19 protein-coding genes are annotated in these 19,037 nt (G+C 73.3%); 6 read left to right on the top strand and 13 right to left on the bottom strand.

Annotated elements, in window-relative coordinates; translation table 11 throughout:
- Positions 1-72: 72 nt before the first annotated feature.
- Both NE236_RS45385 and NE236_RS38950 read left to right on the top strand, forming a co-directional pair.
- Positions 73-300 carry a 2OG-Fe(II) oxygenase gene (locus tag NE236_RS45385; protein WP_372494510.1) on the top strand — a complete coding sequence of 76 codons (228 nt, stop codon included), beginning with the start codon at positions 73-75 and terminating at the stop codon, positions 298-300.
- Positions 272-523 carry a 2OG-Fe(II) oxygenase gene (locus tag NE236_RS38950; protein WP_252847315.1) on the top strand — a complete coding sequence of 84 codons (252 nt, stop codon included), beginning with the start codon at positions 272-274 and terminating at the stop codon, positions 521-523. The genes NE236_RS45385 and NE236_RS38950 overlap by 29 nt, the downstream gene beginning before the upstream one ends.
- Positions 524-743: 220 nt before the next feature.
- On the opposite strand, the gene NE236_RS38945 is transcribed toward NE236_RS38950, so the two are convergent.
- Positions 744-1,400, bottom strand: a complete 657-nt coding sequence (locus NE236_RS38945; protein WP_252847314.1) for a class I SAM-dependent methyltransferase — start codon at positions 1,398-1,400, stop codon at positions 744-746.
- Between the two features lie 324 nt (positions 1,401-1,724).
- Here NE236_RS38945 and NE236_RS38940 point away from each other — a divergent pair, with 324 nt between their 5' ends.
- Positions 1,725-2,591 (top strand): chitosanase, encoded by an 867-nt coding sequence (locus NE236_RS38940; protein WP_289851462.1) that lies wholly within the window; start codon positions 1,725-1,727, stop codon positions 2,589-2,591.
- A gap of 100 nt (positions 2,592-2,691) precedes the next feature.
- Here the strand turns inward: NE236_RS38940 and NE236_RS38935 are convergent, their stop codons facing one another.
- From NE236_RS38935 to NE236_RS38910, 6 genes are all read right to left on the bottom strand, one after another.
- On the bottom strand, positions 2,692-3,876 hold the full coding sequence (locus NE236_RS38935; RefSeq protein ID WP_372494507.1) for a VWA domain-containing protein: 1,185 nt from the start codon (positions 3,874-3,876) through the stop codon (positions 2,692-2,694).
- The gene (locus NE236_RS38930; RefSeq protein ID WP_252847313.1) at positions 3,867-6,314 is read right to left on the bottom strand and encodes a DUF5682 family protein; all 2,448 of its coding nucleotides are present in this window, start codon (positions 6,312-6,314) and stop codon (positions 3,867-3,869) included. Before NE236_RS38930 ends, NE236_RS38935 begins: the two co-directional genes overlap by 10 nt.
- Entirely contained in the window at positions 6,275-7,357 is a 1,083-nt protein-coding gene (locus NE236_RS38925; RefSeq protein WP_252847312.1) for an ATP-binding protein, read from the bottom strand. The genes NE236_RS38930 and NE236_RS38925 overlap by 40 nt, the downstream gene beginning before the upstream one ends.
- Positions 7,358-7,523: 166 nt before the next feature.
- Positions 7,524-9,032 (bottom strand): DUF5691 domain-containing protein, encoded by a 1,509-nt coding sequence (locus NE236_RS38920; protein WP_252847311.1) that lies wholly within the window; start codon positions 9,030-9,032, stop codon positions 7,524-7,526.
- A complete protein-coding gene (locus tag NE236_RS38915) occupies positions 9,029-10,000 on the bottom strand; it encodes an SWIM zinc finger family protein (protein WP_252847310.1) in 972 nt (323 codons plus the stop codon). The genes NE236_RS38920 and NE236_RS38915 overlap by 4 nt, the downstream gene beginning before the upstream one ends.
- A gap of 64 nt (positions 10,001-10,064) precedes the next feature.
- Positions 10,065-10,955, bottom strand: coding sequence for an NAD(P)-dependent oxidoreductase (locus NE236_RS38910; protein ID WP_252847309.1), 891 nt, complete (start codon positions 10,953-10,955; stop codon positions 10,065-10,067).
- Positions 10,956-11,051: 96 nt separating this feature from the next.
- On the opposite strand from NE236_RS38910, the gene NE236_RS38905 reads away from it, so the two are divergent.
- Complete coding sequence (locus NE236_RS38905) at positions 11,052-11,429, top strand: winged helix-turn-helix transcriptional regulator (protein ID WP_252847308.1); 378 nt, start codon at positions 11,052-11,054, stop codon at positions 11,427-11,429.
- 62 nt (positions 11,430-11,491) lie between these two features.
- On the opposite strand, the gene NE236_RS38900 is transcribed toward NE236_RS38905, so the two are convergent.
- The 4 genes from NE236_RS38900 to NE236_RS38885 all read right to left on the bottom strand — a co-directional run bounded on the left by NE236_RS38900 (position 11,492) and on the right by NE236_RS38885 (position 14,861).
- The gene (locus NE236_RS38900) at positions 11,492-12,688 is read right to left on the bottom strand and encodes a hypothetical protein (RefSeq protein WP_252847307.1); all 1,197 of its coding nucleotides are present in this window, start codon (positions 12,686-12,688) and stop codon (positions 11,492-11,494) included.
- Positions 12,685-13,182, bottom strand: a complete 498-nt coding sequence (locus NE236_RS38895; RefSeq protein WP_252847306.1) for a hypothetical protein — start codon at positions 13,180-13,182, stop codon at positions 12,685-12,687. The genes NE236_RS38900 and NE236_RS38895 overlap by 4 nt, the downstream gene beginning before the upstream one ends.
- Before the next feature lie 19 nt (positions 13,183-13,201).
- Positions 13,202-13,852 carry a hypothetical protein gene (locus NE236_RS38890; RefSeq protein WP_252847305.1) on the bottom strand — a complete coding sequence of 217 codons (651 nt, stop codon included), beginning with the start codon at positions 13,850-13,852 and terminating at the stop codon, positions 13,202-13,204.
- A gap of 76 nt (positions 13,853-13,928) precedes the next feature.
- The gene (locus tag NE236_RS38885) at positions 13,929-14,861 is read right to left on the bottom strand and encodes an NAD-dependent protein deacetylase (protein ID WP_252847304.1); all 933 of its coding nucleotides are present in this window, start codon (positions 14,859-14,861) and stop codon (positions 13,929-13,931) included.
- A 115-nt stretch (positions 14,862-14,976) separates the two neighbouring features.
- Here NE236_RS38885 and NE236_RS38880 point away from each other — a divergent pair, with 115 nt between their 5' ends.
- Positions 14,977-15,315 carry a HEAT repeat domain-containing protein gene (locus NE236_RS38880; protein WP_252847303.1) on the top strand — a complete coding sequence of 113 codons (339 nt, stop codon included), beginning with the start codon at positions 14,977-14,979 and terminating at the stop codon, positions 15,313-15,315.
- A 315-nt stretch (positions 15,316-15,630) separates the two neighbouring features.
- Here the strand turns inward: NE236_RS38880 and NE236_RS38875 are convergent, their stop codons facing one another.
- Positions 15,631-16,221, bottom strand: a complete 591-nt coding sequence (locus tag NE236_RS38875; RefSeq protein WP_252847302.1) for a DJ-1/PfpI family protein — start codon at positions 16,219-16,221, stop codon at positions 15,631-15,633.
- 220 nt (positions 16,222-16,441) lie between these two features.
- Here NE236_RS38875 and NE236_RS38870 point away from each other — a divergent pair, with 220 nt between their 5' ends.
- Entirely contained in the window at positions 16,442-17,686 is a 1,245-nt protein-coding gene (locus tag NE236_RS38870; protein ID WP_252847374.1) for a phospholipase D-like domain-containing protein, read from the top strand.
- Between the two features lie 22 nt (positions 17,687-17,708).
- Here NE236_RS38870 and NE236_RS38865 read toward each other — a convergent pair.
- Positions 17,709-19,037 (bottom strand): MFS transporter (locus NE236_RS38865; protein WP_252847301.1); only part of this gene is annotated, 1,329 nt, incomplete at its 5' end.

Below are 19,037 nucleotides of genomic sequence, written 5' to 3'. Positions count from 1 at the left end.
GGCAGTACCGCTACTTCACGCACGAGCTGCCCGAGCCCATCGCCGAGCTGCGCCGGGCCTTTCTACCCGCACCTGCTGACCGTCGCCCGCGACTGGGCGGCCCGGCTCGGCAGGGCCGCGCCGTGGCCCGACGACCTCGACGCGTGGATCGCGATGTGCCACGACGCCGGTCAGGACCGGTCGGCCCAGATCCTCCTGCGCTACGAGGCGGGCGACTGGAACGCCCTGCACCGCGACGCGTGTTCGGGGAGATGGTGTTCCCCTGCAGGTCGTGGTCGGCCTCGACGAGCAGGGCACTGACTACACCGGCGGCGAGTTCCTGCTGGTCGAACAGCGACCCCGCGCCCAGTCACGGGGCATCACCACCGTGCTCCGGCAGGGCCACGGCCTCATCTTCACCACGCGCGACCGGCCCGTCCGCACCAAACGCGGCTGGTCCGCGGGCGCCGTACGGCACGGCGTCAGCACCGTGCGGTCGGGCCGCCGCCACGCGCTCGGCCTCGTCTTCCACGACGCCACCTGACCATGGCGACCTCGTACGGACACCTGCGCGGTCCTCGTCGCCACGGCTCACAGCGGCGGAGGCGGCCGCGTACGGCGAACCATCGCGGCCCGGCCTGCACACCGGCGCCGAGCTCGCCGCCCTGCTCGGCCTGCTGAGGAGGGATCGGCCGCGCATCGCGACGCTGGTGGTCGGGCACGGCCGCGACGGGGAGAGTCAACTCCCGGCCTGTGGGCCGGGCTTACCCGGGGATGGCGAACACCGCGGCTGCGGTGACGGCCCGCTCCTCCAGGTTGGCGGTGCCCGCCACCTCGTACCGGGCGACGGCGGTGAGGCCGTCCGGCAGGTAGGGCCGCAACGGGTCACCGACCAGCACGTCCACGCCGTGTCGTCGCCGCGCCCGCAGGAAGGCCATCATGGCCCCGGCGAGGTCCGCGTCGTAGCAGACGTCACCGGCGAGGATCAGGTCCACTCCGTCGAACCCGTCCCCCAGGTCGTCGGCGAGGACGTCCTCGGCCAGGACGTCGACGCGCACGCCGTTGAGGGCGGCGTTGAGGCCGATGGCGGTCGCGGCGAGCGGATCGATGTCGCAGGCGGTCACGGAGCGGGCGCCGGCCAGCGCCGCGCTGATCGCCACGAGACCGGATCCGCTGGCCAGGTCCAGGACGCGCCGACCGGCCACCGTCCGCGGGTGGTCGAGGACGTGCCGGGCGAGAGCCTGGCCACCGGCCCAGGCGAAGGCCCAGAACGGCGGCGGCGCGTCGGGGGCCGCCTGTTCGCGCTGTGTCGCCTCCCAGGTCGCGAAGGGTTCGTCGGCTAGGTGCAGGGAGACCTCGGGGACCAGGGGAGGGGCCGAGACCCGGGTCAGGGCCCGGACCGTGTCGGCTCGGCCGTTCACCGCGCCAGCCTATCGGGGGCCGTATGGGTCCGACCGGATCGGTCGGCCATGTCAACCGACTCCCAGGTCATTCGCCTGCCTTAATTCGCCTATAAGCCCCTCTTAAGGAAAGCCGTTCTCCCCTGCGGGTCGGCATTTCCAGATTCGTCGGATGTATTGACAGCACCCCCGGTCAACTGCTTTCATCGCGATTAGTTAGGAACCTTTACCTAGCACCGACGATCGCCCCGTCACGATAAGTCGCCATCGTCCTGGTGGCGCGGTGCCGTTCTGCCCCCAGCCCTGAACGGCATGTCAAGAAAGTCGACTGAAACGGTAAGGAACATGCGCCTCCCCCTCAGCCAGAAGTCCGCTCGACGCACCGTACCGGTAGCCCTCGCCCTGGGCGTGGCCTTCACCGGTGCCGTCGCCGTCGAGGCGGGCACCGGGCACTCCTCCGGCTCGCGGGCCGTTCAGACCGGTTCGGTGACGAAAGCGTCCGTCGACCTCACCGACCCGCACAAGAAGGACATCGCCATGCAGCTGGTGTCCAGCGCGGAGAACTCCTCACTCGACTGGCGAGCGCAGTACAAGTACATCGAGGACATCGGAGATGGCCGGGGATACACCGCCGGCATCATCGGCTTCTGCTCCGGGACCGGTGACATGCTGGAACTCGTCCAGTCGTACACCGACCGCGAGCCCGGCAACGTCCTGGCCAAATACCTGCCGGCGCTGCGCAAGGTCAACGGCGGCGACTCGCACAAGGGCCTGGACCCGAATTTCCCCAAGGACTGGCGTAAGGCCGCCTCCGACAAGGTCTTCCAGCAGGCCCAGGACGACGAGCGCGACCGGGTCTACTTCAACCCGGCGGTGAACCAGGCCAAGAAGGACGGCCTGCGCGCGCTCGGCCAGTTCATCTACTACGACGCCATCGTCATGCACGGCCCCGGCAGTGACGGGGACAGCTTCGGCGGCATCCGGGCGGCGGCGATGAAGAAGGCCAAGACCCCGGCCCAGGGCGGCAGTGAGGTCACCTACCTCAACGCGTTCCTCGACGCCCGCAAGGTCGCGATGAAGCACGAGGAGGCCCACAGCGACACCAGCCGCGTCGACACCGAGCAGCGGGTCTTCCTGAAGGCCGGCAACCTGGACCTCAACCCGCCGCTCACCTGGAAGGTGTACGGCGACAGCTACACGATCAAGAGCTAGAGGGGAACTCTCCGGTGGCGGCGGCATGGTGGTCCGCCGCCACCGGGGAGAGCCGGGCCTTCGCCCCGTCCTCCCACGTCCGCCGCGCAGAAAGTCGTCTCTACCGGTCGAGAGGCGTGCGTTCGGACCATTCCCTCAGGTCGCGGCGTTCGATCGCGGCGGCCATCAGGTCGGGGAACGCGTCGGGCGTGCAGGCGAAGGCGGGCGCACCGAGAGCGGCCAGCGCGGCGGCGTTCGCGCGGTCGAAGGCGGGGGCTCCCTCGTCCGAGAGGGCCGTCAGCGCGACGACCTGCGTGCCGGCGGAGGTCAGGGCGGCCACCCGCTTCAGCATCTCCGCGCGCACCCCGCCCTCGTACAGGTCGCTGATCAGGACGAGGACGGTGTCACGGGGGCGGGTGATGAGGCGCTCGCAGTAAGCCAGGGCCCGGCCGATGTCCGTGCCGCCGCCCAGCTGGGTGCCGAACAGCAGGTCGACCGGGTCGTGCAGCCGGTCGGTGAGGTCCACGACCGACGTGTCGAACGCGACCAGCGAGGTGCGCAGCGTCGGCATCGAGGCCAGGACCGCGCCGAGCACGCCCGCGTGGACCACCGACGCCGCCATGGAGCCGCTCTGGTCGACGCACAGGACGATGTCGCGCTCGACGGTCCGGCGTCGGCGGCCGTACCCGATGAGGTGTTCGGGGACCACGGTCCGGTGCGACGGGATGTAGTGGCGGAGGTTCGCGCGGATCGTGCGATTCCAGTCGACCTCGGAGACGCGCCGCGGCCGTCGTCGCCGCGCGGACCGGTCGAGGGCGCCATCGACGGCCGACCGGATGCGCTGCGCGAGGCGTTCCTCGAGCCGGCGCACGACGGTACGGACGACCGCCCGCGCGGAATCCCGGGCCCGCTCCGGCAGGACCTGGTTCAGGGACAGCAGTGTGCCGACCAGGTGGACGTCGGGTTCCACCGCCTCCAGCAGCTCGGGTTCGAGTAGCAGGCGGGTCAGGTCGAGGCGTTCGACGGCGTCCTTCTGCATGATCTGGACGACGGTCGACGGGAAGAACGCCCGGATGTCGCCCAGCCAGCGGGCGACCTGCGGCGCGGACGCGCCGAGCCCGGCACTCCGGCCGCGCCGCCCACCGCCGCGTCCGGCCGTGCCGTACACCGCCTCGAGCGCGGCGTCCATCTTCGCGTCGTCGCCGGTGAGGGCCGTGCCGGTGGACTCGGCCGCCTCGCCGCCGAGGACCATCCGCCAGCGCCGCATCCTGTCCTCGCCCGTCTCCGCTCCGGCGCTCACGCCCATCCCCTCCCGTCGTCGCGGGGCCGCCCGGGATCCGCTCCGCGAGCAGGCCAGCCGAGGATGTCGATGACCGTCCGTACGGCCGGGGCGGCGCGTGCGGAGTCCAGGGTCTCGTCGTCGGCGGGGCCCCGGCCGGGGGCGGCGCCGATGCGAGCCACCCGCTCGCCGATGGAGCGGCGCTCCGGCGCCTCGAACGTCGCGAACGTCCGGCGCAGCAACGGCAGCACGTCGGTGAAGGAGTCCGCGGGCAGGCCGCCGATCCAGTCGTCCACCAGGCGGAGCAGCCGGTCGTCGTGAACGAGGATCAGCCCGCCGCCGGAGAGGAAGCCCTCGATCCAGGCGGCCGCCCGGGCCGGTGAGGCCCCGACCGAGACGGCACGCGCCATCCGGTCGCCGATCCCGCCCGCAGGCCCGTCGGCGTCGTCCGGCGATCCGGCCTCCAGCAGTAGGCGGGTGAGTCGCCCCTCGATCAGGCCGTGCAGCCCCGGACGGTCGAGGAGGGCGGCGAGCGTGCCGCGCCAGCGCGCGGCGTGGTCGGCGTCGTCGAGGAGGGACAGCGCGCCGTGGACGTCGTCGACGCGGTCGAGGAGCGCCCGGGCCGCGTCGTCGTCGAGCCCGGAGACCTCGCCCGGCAGCCCGACGCAGACGCGCACGACGAGACCGTCGACGACGGTGCGCAGCGGCTCCACCGAGGTGCCGCGCACGTCCCCGTAGCGCAGCGTGCGGACCAGCGCGGGAAGCGCCGCCATGAGGTGGGCGACGTCGGTGTCGGTCGCCGCCCGGTCGGCGAGCGCGGCCATGACCGCCGGCAACGCGTCGCCGAGGTCGGCCGGCAGGCAGCGCTCGGCCAGCGCGGTGAGCTCCGCCAGGGTGGCGGCCTCGGCGGCCAGCGCCCGCGCCCGCGCGGACGCCGCGCTCCGGACCGTCAGGCCCCACGCGCCGGCATCGACCAGCCGGACGTCGAACTCCGGCCGCCACGCCAGCGTCCAGGTCTCACGGAAGGTGCCCTTGCCACGCCCGGACCCGGCGGGCTCTCCCCACGGGACGCCCAGCAGCCGAAGCCTGTGCAGCAGGCGGCTGCGATCCAGGTCGACCGGCCTGCGCAGATCCAGGTCGGCCTCCTTCGCGGTCGCCGACGGATTGAGCCGCAGCCGCCGCTGCTCGTCCCGCAGGTCCCGCTGGAGCGGCACCATCGGCGCGCCGTCGGGTACGGAGCCGAGGCGTTCGCCCACGACCATGCGGCGCTGGATCAGCTCCAGGGGGAGTTCGGCGCCTTCGCACAGGACGGCGAGGGCCGCCTCGGTGACCTCGTCCAGCCCGGCGAGCGGCCGGCCGCGCAGCGCGGCGAGCGCGTTCGCGAGGCGTACGGCCTCGATGACGTGCGCGGACGACACGGGCAGGTCCTCGGCGCGCAGCACCGCCGCCACCGCGGCGAACCAGCGCTCGATCGGGCGGTCGGGCGCCGTGAACAGGTGGTGGTACCACCCCGGGGACACGACCCCGGCGCCATACCCGGAGCGGACCGCCAGGCGGCCGTACGACCAGGGCACCCAGGTCAGTGCCACTTTCGTCGTGGGCAGCCCGCGCAGCGTACGGTCGTCGGCCGCCGCGGTCGGCGCGCCCGCCGAGCGGGTGGAGCGGAGCCCGGCGGCGATCGCGGGGACGTGCCACGCGCCGCAGACCACCGCGATCCGCTCGTACCCGTCCTTGAGCGCGCGCCGCACCGTCCTGCGCATGTACGCCTCGCGCCGCTCCTCCCGCCGCAGGTGGTCCTCGGGCATGGCCGGCGCGTGCTCGCGGAGCGCGGCCATCGCCTCGGCGACGGCCTCGAACGGCGAGGGGCCGCCGTCGCGGTGCTCGACGACGTCGTCCCACCAGCGTTCGGCGTCGTCGTAACCCGCGGCCTCGGCGAGGCGGGCCAGGGGATCGAGGCGCACCGCCTCGGCGGCCCCGCCGGACCCGTCACCCGTCCCCGAAGCGGCCTCGGGCCGGACGGCCGTCGGGGTTGTCTCGGGTCCGGTGGCCTCGGGTCCGGCGGGGCGGTCGCGGTCCGGCTCGTCGGCGAGCTGGTGCGCGGCCGGCAGGTCGAAGAAGCGGACGGGCACCCCCGCCCGAAGGGCATGCCGGATCGCCTGCCACTCGGGGCTGAACTCCGCGAACGGCCAGAACGCCGCGCGCCGTTCCTCCCCGCCGTCCAGCGCGTGGGCGAGCAACGCCACCGGTGGCACCATGCCGGGATTGGCGGCGAGGCCGACGATGGCGTCGGCCTCGGGTGGTCCTTCGATCAGGACCATGTCGGGCCGTATATCGTCCAGCGCGCGGCCGAGCGCCCGCGCCGATCCCGGGCCGTGATGCCGGATCCCGAAGATCCGTACGCGTTCGTGGGCGGGCGCGGCCACGGTCAGGAGACCTCCCGGCAGGCGCGGTAGAAGTCGCGCCATTCGGGGCGTTCACGGACGACGGTTTCGAGGTACTCCTGCCACACGACGCGGTCCGACACCGGGTCCTGCACGACCGAGCCGACGATGCCGCCCGCCACGTCGGCGGCGCGCAGCACCCCGTCGCCGAAGTGCGTCGCGAGCACCCGGCCGCTGGTGATCACCGAGATCGCCTCGGCCGTGCTCAGCGTGCCGCTGGGCGACTTGAGCCGCGTGCGGCCGTCGGCGGTGCGGCCGGAGCGCAGCTCACGGAAGACGGTCACGACCCGGCGGATCTCTTCGAGCCCGGCGATGGTCTCGGGCAGCTCCAGCGACGTGCCGATCTGGGCGACCCGGCGGGCGACGATGTCGACCTCCTCCTCGGTCGTCGCGGGCAGCGGCAGCACGACGGTGTTGAACCGGCGGCGCAACGCGCTGGACAGGTCGTTCACGCCGCGGTCACGATCGTTGGCGGTCGCGATGACCGTGAACCCCTTGCGCGCCTGCGTCTCGGTGCCCAGTTCCGGTACGGGCAGGGCCTTCTCGGACAGGATCGTGATGAGGGAGTCCTGGACGTCGGAGGGCATCCGGGTGAGCTCCTCGACCCGGGCGACGGCCCCGGACCGCATCGCGCGCATCACCGGGCTCGGCACCAGAGCCTGCTCCGACGGGCCCTCGGCCAGCAGCCGGGCGTAGTTCCAGCCGTACCGGATCGCCTCCTCCGTCGTGCCGGCGGTGCCCTGGACGAGCAGCGTGGAGTCCCCGCTGACCGCCGCCGCGAGGTGCTCCGACACCCAGGTCTTCGCCGTGCCGGGGACACCGAGCAGCAGCAGCGCCCGGTCCGTGGCGAGGGTGGCGACGGCGACCTCGATCAGGCGGCGCGGCCCGACGTATTTCGGCGTGATGACGGTGCCGTCGGACAGTGCTCCGCCGAGGAGATAGACCATGACGGCCCGCGGCGACAGCCGCCAGCCGGGCGGGCGCGGCCGGTCGTCCCGTTCGGCGAGGAGGACGAGCTCGTCGGCGAACTGGTGCTCGGCGTGCGGGCGCAGCACGGCCTCGGTCATCGTCAGGAACTCCTTCGTCGGTGCGGGGGTGCGTGGTCGCGCGTGCTCAAAGGTCGCTCGCCCTCACTCGCTTCGCGGGCGGTCTTCGTCGTGCCGGAGGCGCACCAGAGGACGATGCTCGGCCGTCCGCTCCGCTCGCTGCGTCGGGCTCGCTCCTCAGGCGGTATCACCGCAGTTCCTCGAGCATGTCGTGACGGAAGCGCAGGATGTCGGCGAGCTCGGACAACGGCCCGCGTGCCGGGTGGCGCCGGGCGAGATCGTCCAGGCGGGGTGCGGTGGCGGGGGAGAGGCGTTCGCCGGCGAGGCGGTACGGCTCGGCCGGGAACCGCCCGTCGTCGGGGTCCGTCACGGCCGCGGCCACGGCGTCGATCATCATGTCGGCCAGCGCGCCGGCCCAGGGGCCGGGGACGCGCTCGAGCACCGTGACGCGGTCGGCGGGCCCATCGATCCGGCGGACCGCCTCGGCCGCGGCGTTCTCCCGCTCACCGGGGGGCAGGACGTCCAGCAGGTCGGCGAGGGTCGGGACCTCGCCGAGCATGACGTCGCCCGTCAGCAGCGCCCTGGCCCAGGCGGCGTCCCGTTGCCGCACCGCCGCGCGAGCCCAGCCCAGGTGGACGTCCCGCGCGGCCTGCCCGTCCGGCGCGGCGCGTGACCCGTCGCCGACGGCCGCCTCGGCGACCGGCAGACCGGTGATGAGCGCCGGGGGCATGCCGAACAGCTCGTCCCAGGTGGACGGCGGCGTGCGGGCGAGGATCTCTCGGAGCCAGCCCGCGCGGTTCCCGATGCGCTCGGCCGCGTGGTACGGGATGCCGTCGCGCCGCATCTCCTCGTCGTGGTGCTCCGGCGGATCGACGACGATCCGCTCGGGGCCGCCGGACGGGCCGGTCTCGGCGCGCAGGAAGGCGCGAGCCCGGTCGGCCATGCGCCGGGCGTACGCCGAGTCTGGCAGGCGGGCGAGCAGGTCGGCCGCGATGCGGCGCACCTCAAGGCCGCGGTCGTCCAGCGCCGCCTCGAGGAAGTCCTCGTCCGCGAGGGACAGCCCGCGTTCGAAGGCCGCGAGGAAGTGCGCCCGCTCCGGGGCGGGCTCGCGTGTCCACGTCGACGACAGGGTCGCACGGGCCGCGGCCGCGTCGGTGGCCCGGAGGCGAAGCAGGTGCGCGACGCGCTGGGCGCGGGCACCGGTCTCCCACACCTCGGGCGCCTCGACCTCCTCGCCGCCGCTCGCCACGACGAGGTACGCCCAGTCGAGGTTCCGCATCGCCAGCCACACGCCCCGCCGGCCCGCCGCCCGCGCGATGGACGGGCGCAGCGCCCGGTCGGACCGGCCCTTGTGCAGCAGGTCCGGGAGCAACCTTGGCGGCACACGGCGGCCGCTCCGGGCCGCCGCCTCCAGCCACTCCGGAAGGACGCGGGCGTGCTCGCCGGACAGGATCCGGCCCAACCGGTCGGCCGCGGCGGGCGGCACGACGGGTGCGGTCTCCGCCGGGGCGGGCGCGATCGGCTCCGCCGTCACCGGCCGCCACCCGGCCCGCCTGCGCACCGCCAGCAGCGCCGCCTGGTCCAGCAGGCGGGCCGCCGGCTCGGCGGGGGCCACCGGCGCCTCGTCGAGCGGCGGCACCCGCCGCCGGCGCGTGCCCAGCAGTGCGGCGGTCACGTGCTCGTTCCAGGGGCTCACAGCACCACGGCCCCTTCCTCCTCCTGCCAGGCGGACAGCGCCACCAGCCCGCGCGGCGACCACTCGCCGGACACGGTGAGGGGACGGCCGCCGGAGACGGCGAGCAGCCGCCACACGTCGGTCGTGCGCAGGGGGAGCGCGTCACCGTCCGCGCCGACCAGGCAGGGGCCGCCCGCGCCGTCCTGCGCGGGCCGGACGTCGGCCAGCACGGCGGGCCACCGCTCGAGCCAGGGATCGCGGGACAGCGCGGCGGCGTGTTCGCGCAAGAGCTCCGCCACCGTCGTGCCGCGCGGCGGACGCCGGAGGGGCGGCGAGTGGCGGGCGGCGACCAGCGCGCGCAGTGGCTGCGCTCCGGGGTAGAAGACCAGCTCGGCGTCGAGGGTGTCGCCGACGACGAGGGAGGCGTCCAGCGGCCGCCCCGGCGCGGCGAAGGACAGGACGAGCGCGGACCGCCCGGTCTCCCGGCCGCGCAGCCAGACGCGCCGGGCGACGAGCCGGTCCTCCTCCACGTCGCGGCACCCCGCGACGTACCAGTGATCCCGCACCCACTCGCCCGCCAGGACCTCCTCCTGGCTCACGGTGAAGCCGACGCGGGATCGTACGGTGGCCCGCAGCGGCTCCGGCAGGTCGTCGCGGCGCCGGAAGGCCGTGGCCAGCAGCCGCAACAGGGCGTACTCCTCCAGCAGCCGCTCAGGCCGGCCCTCGGCGGGGATCGAGCCGAGCTCCCGCACCCAGGACGCCAGCGCCGCGGCCTGGGCGTCGACGAGCCTGCGCGCGACGTCGTCCCAGGCCGTGCGCGGGGCACGGTCGGCGTGCGCGAGGCCCTGGGCCACCTGGTCGCGCAGCCACCGGTCGAGCTCCTCGACCCCGGCGGCGACGCGCCGCTCGCGCTGCTCGGCCGTCTTCGGGGACCTGACCGTCGCGCCGCCGGCGGCGGCGTGGCGCTCCTGCCCCCACCGTTCGATCACATGCTCGACGCTATCGGCGCCCGCCGACATTCGGGGGCGGGATCTCCGTGCCCGCCGGCCGTACTCAAGGCATCGGACGGCGGGCGAGCAGGTCGATGACACCGGTGGTGCCCTCGTCGCCGTGCCCGTCGGCGAGGCGGCGCTTCATCAGGCCGACGTACGGGGTGAGCAACTCGGCGCTGACCCCCTGCTCCTCGGCGGTCCCCAGCAGCGTCGGCGTGCCCGCCACCTGCATGGCGAGGTTCGAGACGACCCCCTTGGCGTAGTCGCCGCTCTCCAGGTGTGCGGCCACTCCGTGCACCGAGGCGGTCATGGCGGTCAGCCAGCGCACGAGCAGGGGCGCGAACTCCTTCGGCACGACCTCCTCCCCGCGGATCAGCGCGAACGCGTGCGCCACCCCGGCGAACATCCCGTACATCGCGCTCAGCAGCGCCACGTCATGCAGGGCCGCCAGACCGGCGTCCTGTCCGACGTATTCGGTGCCGGCCGGCACGGCCAGAGCGTCCCGGTGCGCGTCGAACAGCGCGCGGGAACCGCTGTAGAAGACGTAGCCTCCGGAACCGGGGACCCCGATCATCGGCGGGACCGCCATGATCCCGCCGTCCAGGAAGCGGGCGCCGCGCGACCGCGCCCACGCGGCCCGCGCCCGCGCCTGGCCGGGAGTGCCGGTCGTGAGGTCGACCAGGTCCTTGCCGGTCAGGTCCGCGTCGGCCAGGGCCGAGACGACCGAGGCGTCATCGAGCAGGCAGACCATCACGAGGCCGTTGGCGGCGACCGCCTCGGCGGCGGTCGCCGCGACGGTCGCCCCTTCGGCGGCGAGCGGTTCGGCCCGTTCGGCGGTGCGGTTCCACACGGTCAGCGGATGCCCGGCGGCGAGCCAGGCGCGGGCGAGCGCGGTGCCCATGGCACCGAGCCCGAGGAGGGTGAGAGAGGCATTCTGCGTGTCGGAGTTCATGACGAATAGGCTTGTTCCGGGCCTCGAGATGATCAAGTACGCACTTCGAAGTGGGTGGTCACCCCGGGGTAAGGGAGCAGGTGGAAGGGGCGTCCCATGGCGATCGCACGAAGGCCCGGGGCCTACGTCTGCGGCATCGACGCGGCGATGGACGTGATCGGCGGGAAGTGGAAGGTCCTGATCCTCTGGGCGCTCAACGAGCGACCGTGCCGCTTCGGCGAGCTGCGCCGGTACCTGCCGGGCATCACGGAGAAGGTCCTCGCCTCACATCTGCGGGAGCTGGAGGAGGACGGCATCGTGCACCGGGAGGCGTACGACGAGGTGCCGCCTCGGGTGGAGTACTCGCTGACCGCCCTCGGCGTCTCGCTCAACGCCGCGCTCGCGCCCCTCGGCGCGTGGGGACGCGAGAACATCCTCGGCGGTGCGTACGGCCACGCCCCGGCCCGGGAGCGTCCCGCCCCGAACGCGAAGTGACCCGCGCCCGGGACTCCCGCGGCGATCAAGATCATGCGAGTCGCGTCCTCTGCGGGTCGTCCTCAGACGGTGGGGATGAGGTAGGAGGCCAGCACCAGCAGCGTCGGCGGGGCGGTCGCGGCCAGGTAGAGGGGGTAACGGGCCGGCCGTCCGGGTGGCGTGCCGGGTGACCACCGGCGCGTCCATACCGGGGCGAGCAACGGCCATGTCAGCAGGAGCGCCAGGGCGACGAGGAGGAGCGGGCGGCCGTCGACGAGGAAGGCGCGGACGCCGCGCGTGAGCCCCCGCGCCGTCTCCGGCACGGAGTTCCCGATCATGAGGAACGCGGGCGTCGCGGCGGCGATCGTGGCGGCGAGCTTGACGACCAGCGCGGCGAACCAGCCGGTGAGCAGGATGAGCGTCGCCGCACGCGGATGAGCGGCCAGTTTCCGCCGTACGCCCGCCGGGGGATGGGACAGCGGGGAGTACCAGGGGGCCGACCGCGAACGTTCGAGCGCGCGGCGAAGGGCGTCCGGCCCGACCACCTCCGCGGGGAACCGGTCGGCGCCCAGCTCGGCCAGCCACAGCGCCGCGACCGGGAGGATCAGCTGCCGGGGGACCGCGCCGAGGTCGAGCACGACCTGGGCGCCGACCGTGGTCCCCAGCAGGGGCGGTCGCGTCGCGAACAAGATGAGGGCGGGCAGCAGTTCGGCGAGGAGGAACGCCGGAGCCCAGACGCGTACGAGCCACGGAAAGGGGCTGCCGAGACCGACGATCAGGTGGTCGCCCTGCCGCAGGTGCGCGATCTCGTGCAGGAGGACGGCCTGGGCGGCCTGCCGGTCCTGGCGCCACAGGGCGGCCATCGGCCGGAACACCGCGATGCGGGCCCGCCGCAGGCCGACCGGGTACACACGGGCCTGCCGGCCCGGCCGGAGTGTGACGCGCAGCTCGACGCCCGGCGCGTACGCCTCCACGAACCGTCGCATCTCGGCGATGACGGGCCGGTCGTCGGGGACGAGGCCGAACCTCCGCTCCACCAGGCGGCCGCGCACGGAGGGCAGGACGACGCCTGCCAGGCCGGCGACGAGGAAGGCGACCGGCAGCAACTCCACTGCGGCGAACACCTTCAGCAGAGTGAAGGGGACCGAGTGGTGTCCGCTGTAGTCGGCGAGCTGCCGCTGCCAGGTGTCGATCGAGTCGGGTACACCGATCGCGAGGTACCCGATGAAGAACATCCAGATCCACGGGGGTGCCACGGTGGCGACGCCCGGACGGGTCACCGTTTCCCGCCGTCCAGCCGGCGGAGGAAGTCCTCGGCGCTGACGGCGTCGGTGAGCAGCTCCTCGAGCAGCTCGCGGGCCAGCCGCTCGGCGCGGCCGGGCGGAAACCCGAGGGTCTGGAGCCGATCCCGGAGCTCGACGTACGCCCGGGCGAGCGCCGTGCGGGCGTCGTCCCGCTGCTCGTCGGGCGGCCGTCCGCCACCGCGCAACGAGACGAGCAGGCTCGCGACGGCCATCACGTTGCCGAACTCCTGGGTGCCGAGCGCGTGCCGGAGGACCCGGCCGGTGTCCGCCAGGGCGGCGAGGATGACGGGCAGTTCACCGACCGCGCTCGCCAGGCCGAACCCGCCCGGCTCCGCACCCGGCGAGTCGAACAGCGCGCGCCGGGACACGCCCCCGGCCGCGAAGGCCTCGCCCACGTCGGCCGCGAAGTCGATCTCCTCCGGCGTCACCCTCCGGGCGATGCGCTCCGACCATTCCGCGACGACGCTCACCGGGAGACCCTCCTCCCCGTCAACCGGCCGTCACGGCGACCGTGCCGCCGTACGCCGCGGCCGTCGCGGAGGCGAACCGCTGGTCGTCGACCACCGCGCCGTACCCGGAACCGGTGATGAGTCTGAACCGGACGACGTGAGGGTCCGCCGACAGGTCCATCGTCCCGATGAGCTCGGCGTGCGCGCTGCCGCCGGCGTTGGCCGCCGCGCCGTGCGCGGAGAAGCTGAGGGTCGTGCCCTCGACGCGGTACGTGCCGTGCAGGGGGAACAGGTCGGTCCGGACGTTCGACGTGGTGAACGCGAACGTCCCGTCCCGGTCGAACTCCCAGACGGCGTTGGCCACCCTGGAGCGTTCGGAGGGGATCCAGGCGGGATTGCCCTGGTACTGCGTGAACCCGGCGACGCGCGACACCCGGTACGTCGCCGGGAGGTCGTCGAAAGGGGCGGTCGAGGACCGGTCGCCCGCTCCCGTGTCACTCGGTTCCGGGGAGGACGCCGGGGAGTCCTCGACCGTCGGCCCGGCCGAGGACGGTGAGGGGTGCGAGGCGGACGGCGCAGAGGAGTCCGCCACCGGCGGCCGGGTCGTCGCCGCCACGGGTGCTCGCGACGTCCCGCCGCACGCGGCGAGGACCAGACAGCCGACCGTCATCGAGACGAAGCGCCCTTTCATGACGCAACGGTCACACCGTAAAGCGCCGGGCACCATCACCATATGGCGTAGTCCGCCTACGCTCGGCGGTCGGATCTCAGCGCGTCGCGCCGAGCTCGCCGATGAGCCCGGTGAGGGTCGCGCCGAGCGGTACGTCCAGGGACAGCAGCGCCTCGGCGTCGCCCCGGGTCGGGCCCTGGTTGACGATCGCGACTGGTATCGAGCGTTCGGCGGCGCGGCGGACGAAGCGGTATCCGGACATCACCGTCAGCGAGGAACCGAGGACGAGGAGGGTTCCGGCGCGCTCGGTCAGGGCGTAGCACTCCTCGACGCGCGGGCGCGGGACGTTCTCGCCGAAGAAGATCACGTCCGGCTTCAGCACTCCGCCGCAGTCCACGCAGCCGACGGTGGTGAAGGAGTCGATCCGGTCGTCGGCGAGCACGGCGTCACCGTCGGGGTTGATCACAGTCGCCTCGGCGCCCCAGCCGGGATTGGCGGCGCGCAGGCGTTCGTCGAGCACCCCGCGGGGCGTGCGCCGGCCGCACGCGAGGCAGACGACGCGGTCGAGGCCGCCGTGCAACTCGATGACCCGCCGGGCACCGGCGGCCTGGTGCAGGCCGTCGACGTTCTGGGTGATGATCCCGGCGACCAGGCCGCGTCGTTGCAGTTCGGCCACGGCGCGGTGTCCGGCGTTGGCCGAGGCGCGCGCGACATGCCGCCACCCGAGGTGGCTGCGCGCCCAGTAGCGGCGACGGGCGGCCTCACTGCCGACGAAGGTCTGGTAGGTCATCGGCTCGGCCCGCCGACGACGCCCGGTCTCCCCCCGGTAGTCCGGGATGCCGGACTCGGTCGACAGGCCGGCCCCGCTCAGGACCACGACGTCGCCGTCGGCGACCAGGTCGACCAGCATCGCGAAGGCGGTGTCGGACGCGAGATCCTTGGTGTGCGGGACCGTTCCGGTCCGGCCGTGGGCGCCCACAGCCACGCCCGACCGGTCGCGTATGCCACTCTTGTCCACCGCCCCAGTCATCCCTCCATGATGCTCGATGCCCGCCCCTGCCCAAGCCGCCGGGTGATCGCGAAACCGTCGGAGGGTTCCTCTACGATGCGGTGCGTCATGACCACCCGGTGCCGAGGATGACTTGATGGCGAACCAGCGCGTTGAACGGGCCCTGCAGTCCATGCGGAGCCCGGACCCCGCGCTCAGGGCGCAGGGCTTCGACTTCCTGCGCGAGCACGCGGACGCGTACGTCGACGAGATCGTCGAAGCGTTCCGCGAAGAGCGGGACGACGAGCTGCGCTGCCTGCTCCTCGAGCTCATCACCGAGGCCCGGTCGCCGGGCGCTCTGACGGTCCTGGCCGACCAGCTCGACAGCGACGACGAGTCGCTGCGGTTCTGGGCGATCAGGGGCCTGGAGATGCTCGACAGCGCCGAGGCCCGGCAGGCCCTCCACCGGGGGCGCGTCAACGGCTGGATCGCCTGACGGCGTGCTCGCCTCCCGCTGCGCCTACTGCGGCCGGACCGCCCTAGCCGGTGAGGTCAGCCGTTACAGCCGCAGGAGCATCCCTTGGAGCAGGAGCAGCTGGATCCGTGCCCGCATGAACATCCGCGTCTCATGGACCGAGCGTGCGCCCTCCAGGCGCCGACGGCAAGGGCAGACCGCAGTTACCCCCGCGCCTGCGTGAAGTGGCCCGGCACCGGTAGGTCCGCCGCGTCCCAGCCGAATATCCGTAGGCGCACGATATGAGCGCGCAGAAGGCCGGCAGGCGGCCCTGCCGTAAGTGCGCACGACGTTCTGCTATCGCCTCTTGGGAGCGTGCCAGACTCGTCCCTGACGCTCGTATTCCATCGATCGGGATACCTGGTCGGCCCTTTCCGATCCGAGCTCTCTCTCAGTGATCCATAGCCCCAGGTCCAGCCCGGCGGTGAGACCTCCCGCAGTGATCCGATCGCCGTCATCGACGACGCGTTCGTCGATCACTTCAGCCACGTGTGGGGCGAGTTCATCGAACGCGTTGTGATTCGTGGTCGCGTGACGGCCGGTCAGCAGGCCGGCCGTCGCGAGCAGCATCGTGCCCGTACATACCGAGGCCAGCCACCGGGTGTTCGGGGCGAGCTCGACGAGCCTGTTCGGCAGGACCTTCCGCTGGGCCTGGGCCCACGATCCCTCCTCGGCGTGATTCAGCCAGCCACCACCTGGGACGACGACTCCATCTGCTTCGCCAAGGACCGCCGAAACGTTGAGACTGACCCCTCGCATGCTCACCACGACGCCGGGACGCTCGACAGCGGCCAAGGCCACCTGGAACCCCGCACTGGACAGGGCCTCGAACGGACCGAACACATCGATCTCATCGAAGCCATCGAACACCACGATCTCGATACGCACCTTGACCGCCGATCATCCGAAACGGATGAGCAGGCTACCAACGGCCGATGCGGCGATCTTCGTCCTCGCCGTGGCGTGGCGTGGCGCTGAAAGATCTACCTTTATGTCTGTTCACCTCCCTCGATGACGGAGTGTGATCTCCTGTACGATCTGCGGCACTTGGGTGAATTTGTGACATTTTTTCACCCAAGCTCCCCCGTGTGCAGGAGAAGTTGTGGTTATGTCTGTGGCCGAGGCGGCGTTGGCCGTCTCCTGTGTCGTGGCCGTCGGAACCGTCGGCCCCGGTGGGGCCGCGCTCGCGGCGACCACCGAGTCCGTGGCCGTGGTCCGGCCCGTGTCCGGCGGCCCGGGCGACGAGGGGACGCGGTCCGCCGTCCGGACCGGCCCGATCTTCAATTCGCCGCAGGCCGGCTCCGCCCGGCGGGACGCGATCGCCGACCAGGTCGCACGGCTGATCGCCGGCACGCCCTCCGGAGAGACGATCGCCGTCGCGATGTACCACTTCGCCAGCCTGGACACGGCCGCGCAGCTGGTCGCCGCGAGCCGGCGCAAGGTCCATGTTCAGGTGGTGCTGGATCACGAGTCCACGGACTACGTCGCGTACAAGAGGCTGCGCGCGGGCCTGGGCCGCGACAGGCGGAAGTCGTCATGGGTCGTGGTGTGCGGCCGGGGCCGGGGCTGCATCGGCCCGAGTTTCAACCACAACAAGTTCTTCCTGTTCTCCACGACGTTGGGAAACCGGGACGTGGTGGTGCAGACCTCCGCCAACGCCACGGACGGCGCCCGCGACACCCAGTGGAACGACGCGCTGACCATCAAGGACGCCGCGGTCCACGAGGGCTACCTGCGCTACTTCGACGACCTCGCCGCCCGGCACCCGAACGGCGACTATCACAGCACCGTCCAGGCGGGGGCGTACCGGATCGACTTCTTCCCGTGGGCGAAGGGCGACCCGATCAGCGCCGCCCTCGACAAGGTGTCATGCGCGGGCGGCACGCGCATCCGGCTCAGCCTGGGGCACTTCACGTGGGCGCCGATCGCGCAGCGGCTTTGGAAACTCGACGACGCGGGATGCCGCGTTCAGGTGGTCTTCGACCGGATCGGCCGCAGGGCCGCACGCCGCCTGACCAAGCCGGGGGGCCGGAACGGAAACCCGGAGATCCGCTACCTGTCGGAGAACTCCCGCGTCTACGCGCACTCGAAGTACCTGCTGATCGACGGCGGCTATGAGGGCACCCGGCAGAAGGTCGTCTTCACCGGAAGCAACAACTACACGGCCGTCGGCTTCCACGGACACGACGAGGCGATGGTCACGATCGCGGACGGTGCCCTGGAGGACCGTTACGCCGCCAACTTCGACCCGCTGTTCGGCCGGGCTCACCGGATCAAGGCCACCGGCATGGCCTCGGTGCCGGCGGCGGTCCTCGAGCAGGACGACGGCCGTCTGACCGGCTCGGTCGAGTGACCCGGACTCCGCCGTGCGCGGCTCAGGCGGACGGCGGTTCGGCCGTCGTCGGGACCGGCTCCGGGGCGGCGGGTTCCTCGCCGGCCTCGGCGGGCGCGCCGCCGCCGACCGCGAGGCCGAGCAGGGCCGCGAGGGCGCAGACCCCGGCGGTCGCCCAGAAGATGTCGGCGTACTCGGTGTGCAGGGCGGCCTTCACGGCGGCCAGGTAGGCGGCCATGCGGCGGGCGAACTCCGTGGGCGACACGCCGATCGGCAGCGGGGTGACGAGATGAGCGGTGAGCGCGTGGAAACGGTAGAAGCCCCAGGCGCTCAGGCCCGCCACGCCGAGCAGCATGCCCATCATCCGGGCGACCACCACGGCGGCCGACGCGACGCCGTGCCGTACGGCGGGAACGGAGCGCAGCGCGACCGCCGACAGCGGCGCGATCACCAGGCCCAGGCCCAGACCGGCGACGGCCAGGTCCGCGCCGACTCGTGGGACGGCGAACAGGCCCAGGTCGTAGTGGAGGCCTTCGGCCCGGACCGGCCAGGTGGCGATCCGGGCGTACGCCCCGGCCGCGACGAGCATGCCGCCGGCGACGATCCAGCGTTCGGCGCACCACCGGGCCAGGAGGCCGCCGGCCAGCGCGGCCACCGCGAGGGGGACGAGGAAGTGGGCGAGCAGGAGGGCGCCACCCGTGGAGTTCCTGCCGAACAGCGTCTGCGCGATCAGCTGCACGTCGACGAGCGTGATCATCAGTGCCGCGCCCGAGAGCAGGCTGACGCCCAGGACGGCGGACAGGCCGCCGCGCGCCGCGCCGCGCAGGTCGAGCAGCCGGGTACGGGCGCGCGCCTCCCACACAGCGAACCCGGCGATCACCACGCCACCGGCGACGACGCACGGCACCCCCCACGAGGGCAGCGCCGACCGCTGCGGGTCCGGGTTGTACAGGCCGGCGACCAGCAGGCCCAGCCCGGCGGCCAGCAGCAGGCCGCCGACCACGTCGACGCGCGCGGCGGTCGACGGGCGTCCCCGCGGCACGGCCCACCACACCGCCGCCATGGCCAGCAGCGTGACCGGGATGTTGATCCAGAAGATGCCGCGCCAGCCGACCAGCGCGGCGATCCCCGCCCCGTACAGCGGGCCGAGCACGCTGCCCAGCTCCTGCAGCGCGCCGACCCCGCCGAGCACGGCCGGGCGGCGGCGTTCGTCCCACAGGTCCCCCGCCAGCGCCATCGTGATCGGCAGGAGGGCGCCTCCGGCGAGGCCCTGCAGGCCGCGTCCCGCGATCAGCGTCGGCAGCGAGCCGGCCAGGGCCGTCACGGCCGAGCCGGCCCCGAATCCCGCCAGGCAGGCCTGCACCATGACCTG

It is taken from the genome of Actinoallomurus purpureus, assembly GCF_024055795.1.
Classification (GTDB): Bacteria; Actinomycetota; Actinomycetes; order Streptosporangiales; family Streptosporangiaceae; genus Actinoallomurus; species Actinoallomurus purpureus.
Note: the sequence above shows the minus strand (reverse complement) of the source record. Positions and strands in the feature narration are given on the sequence as shown.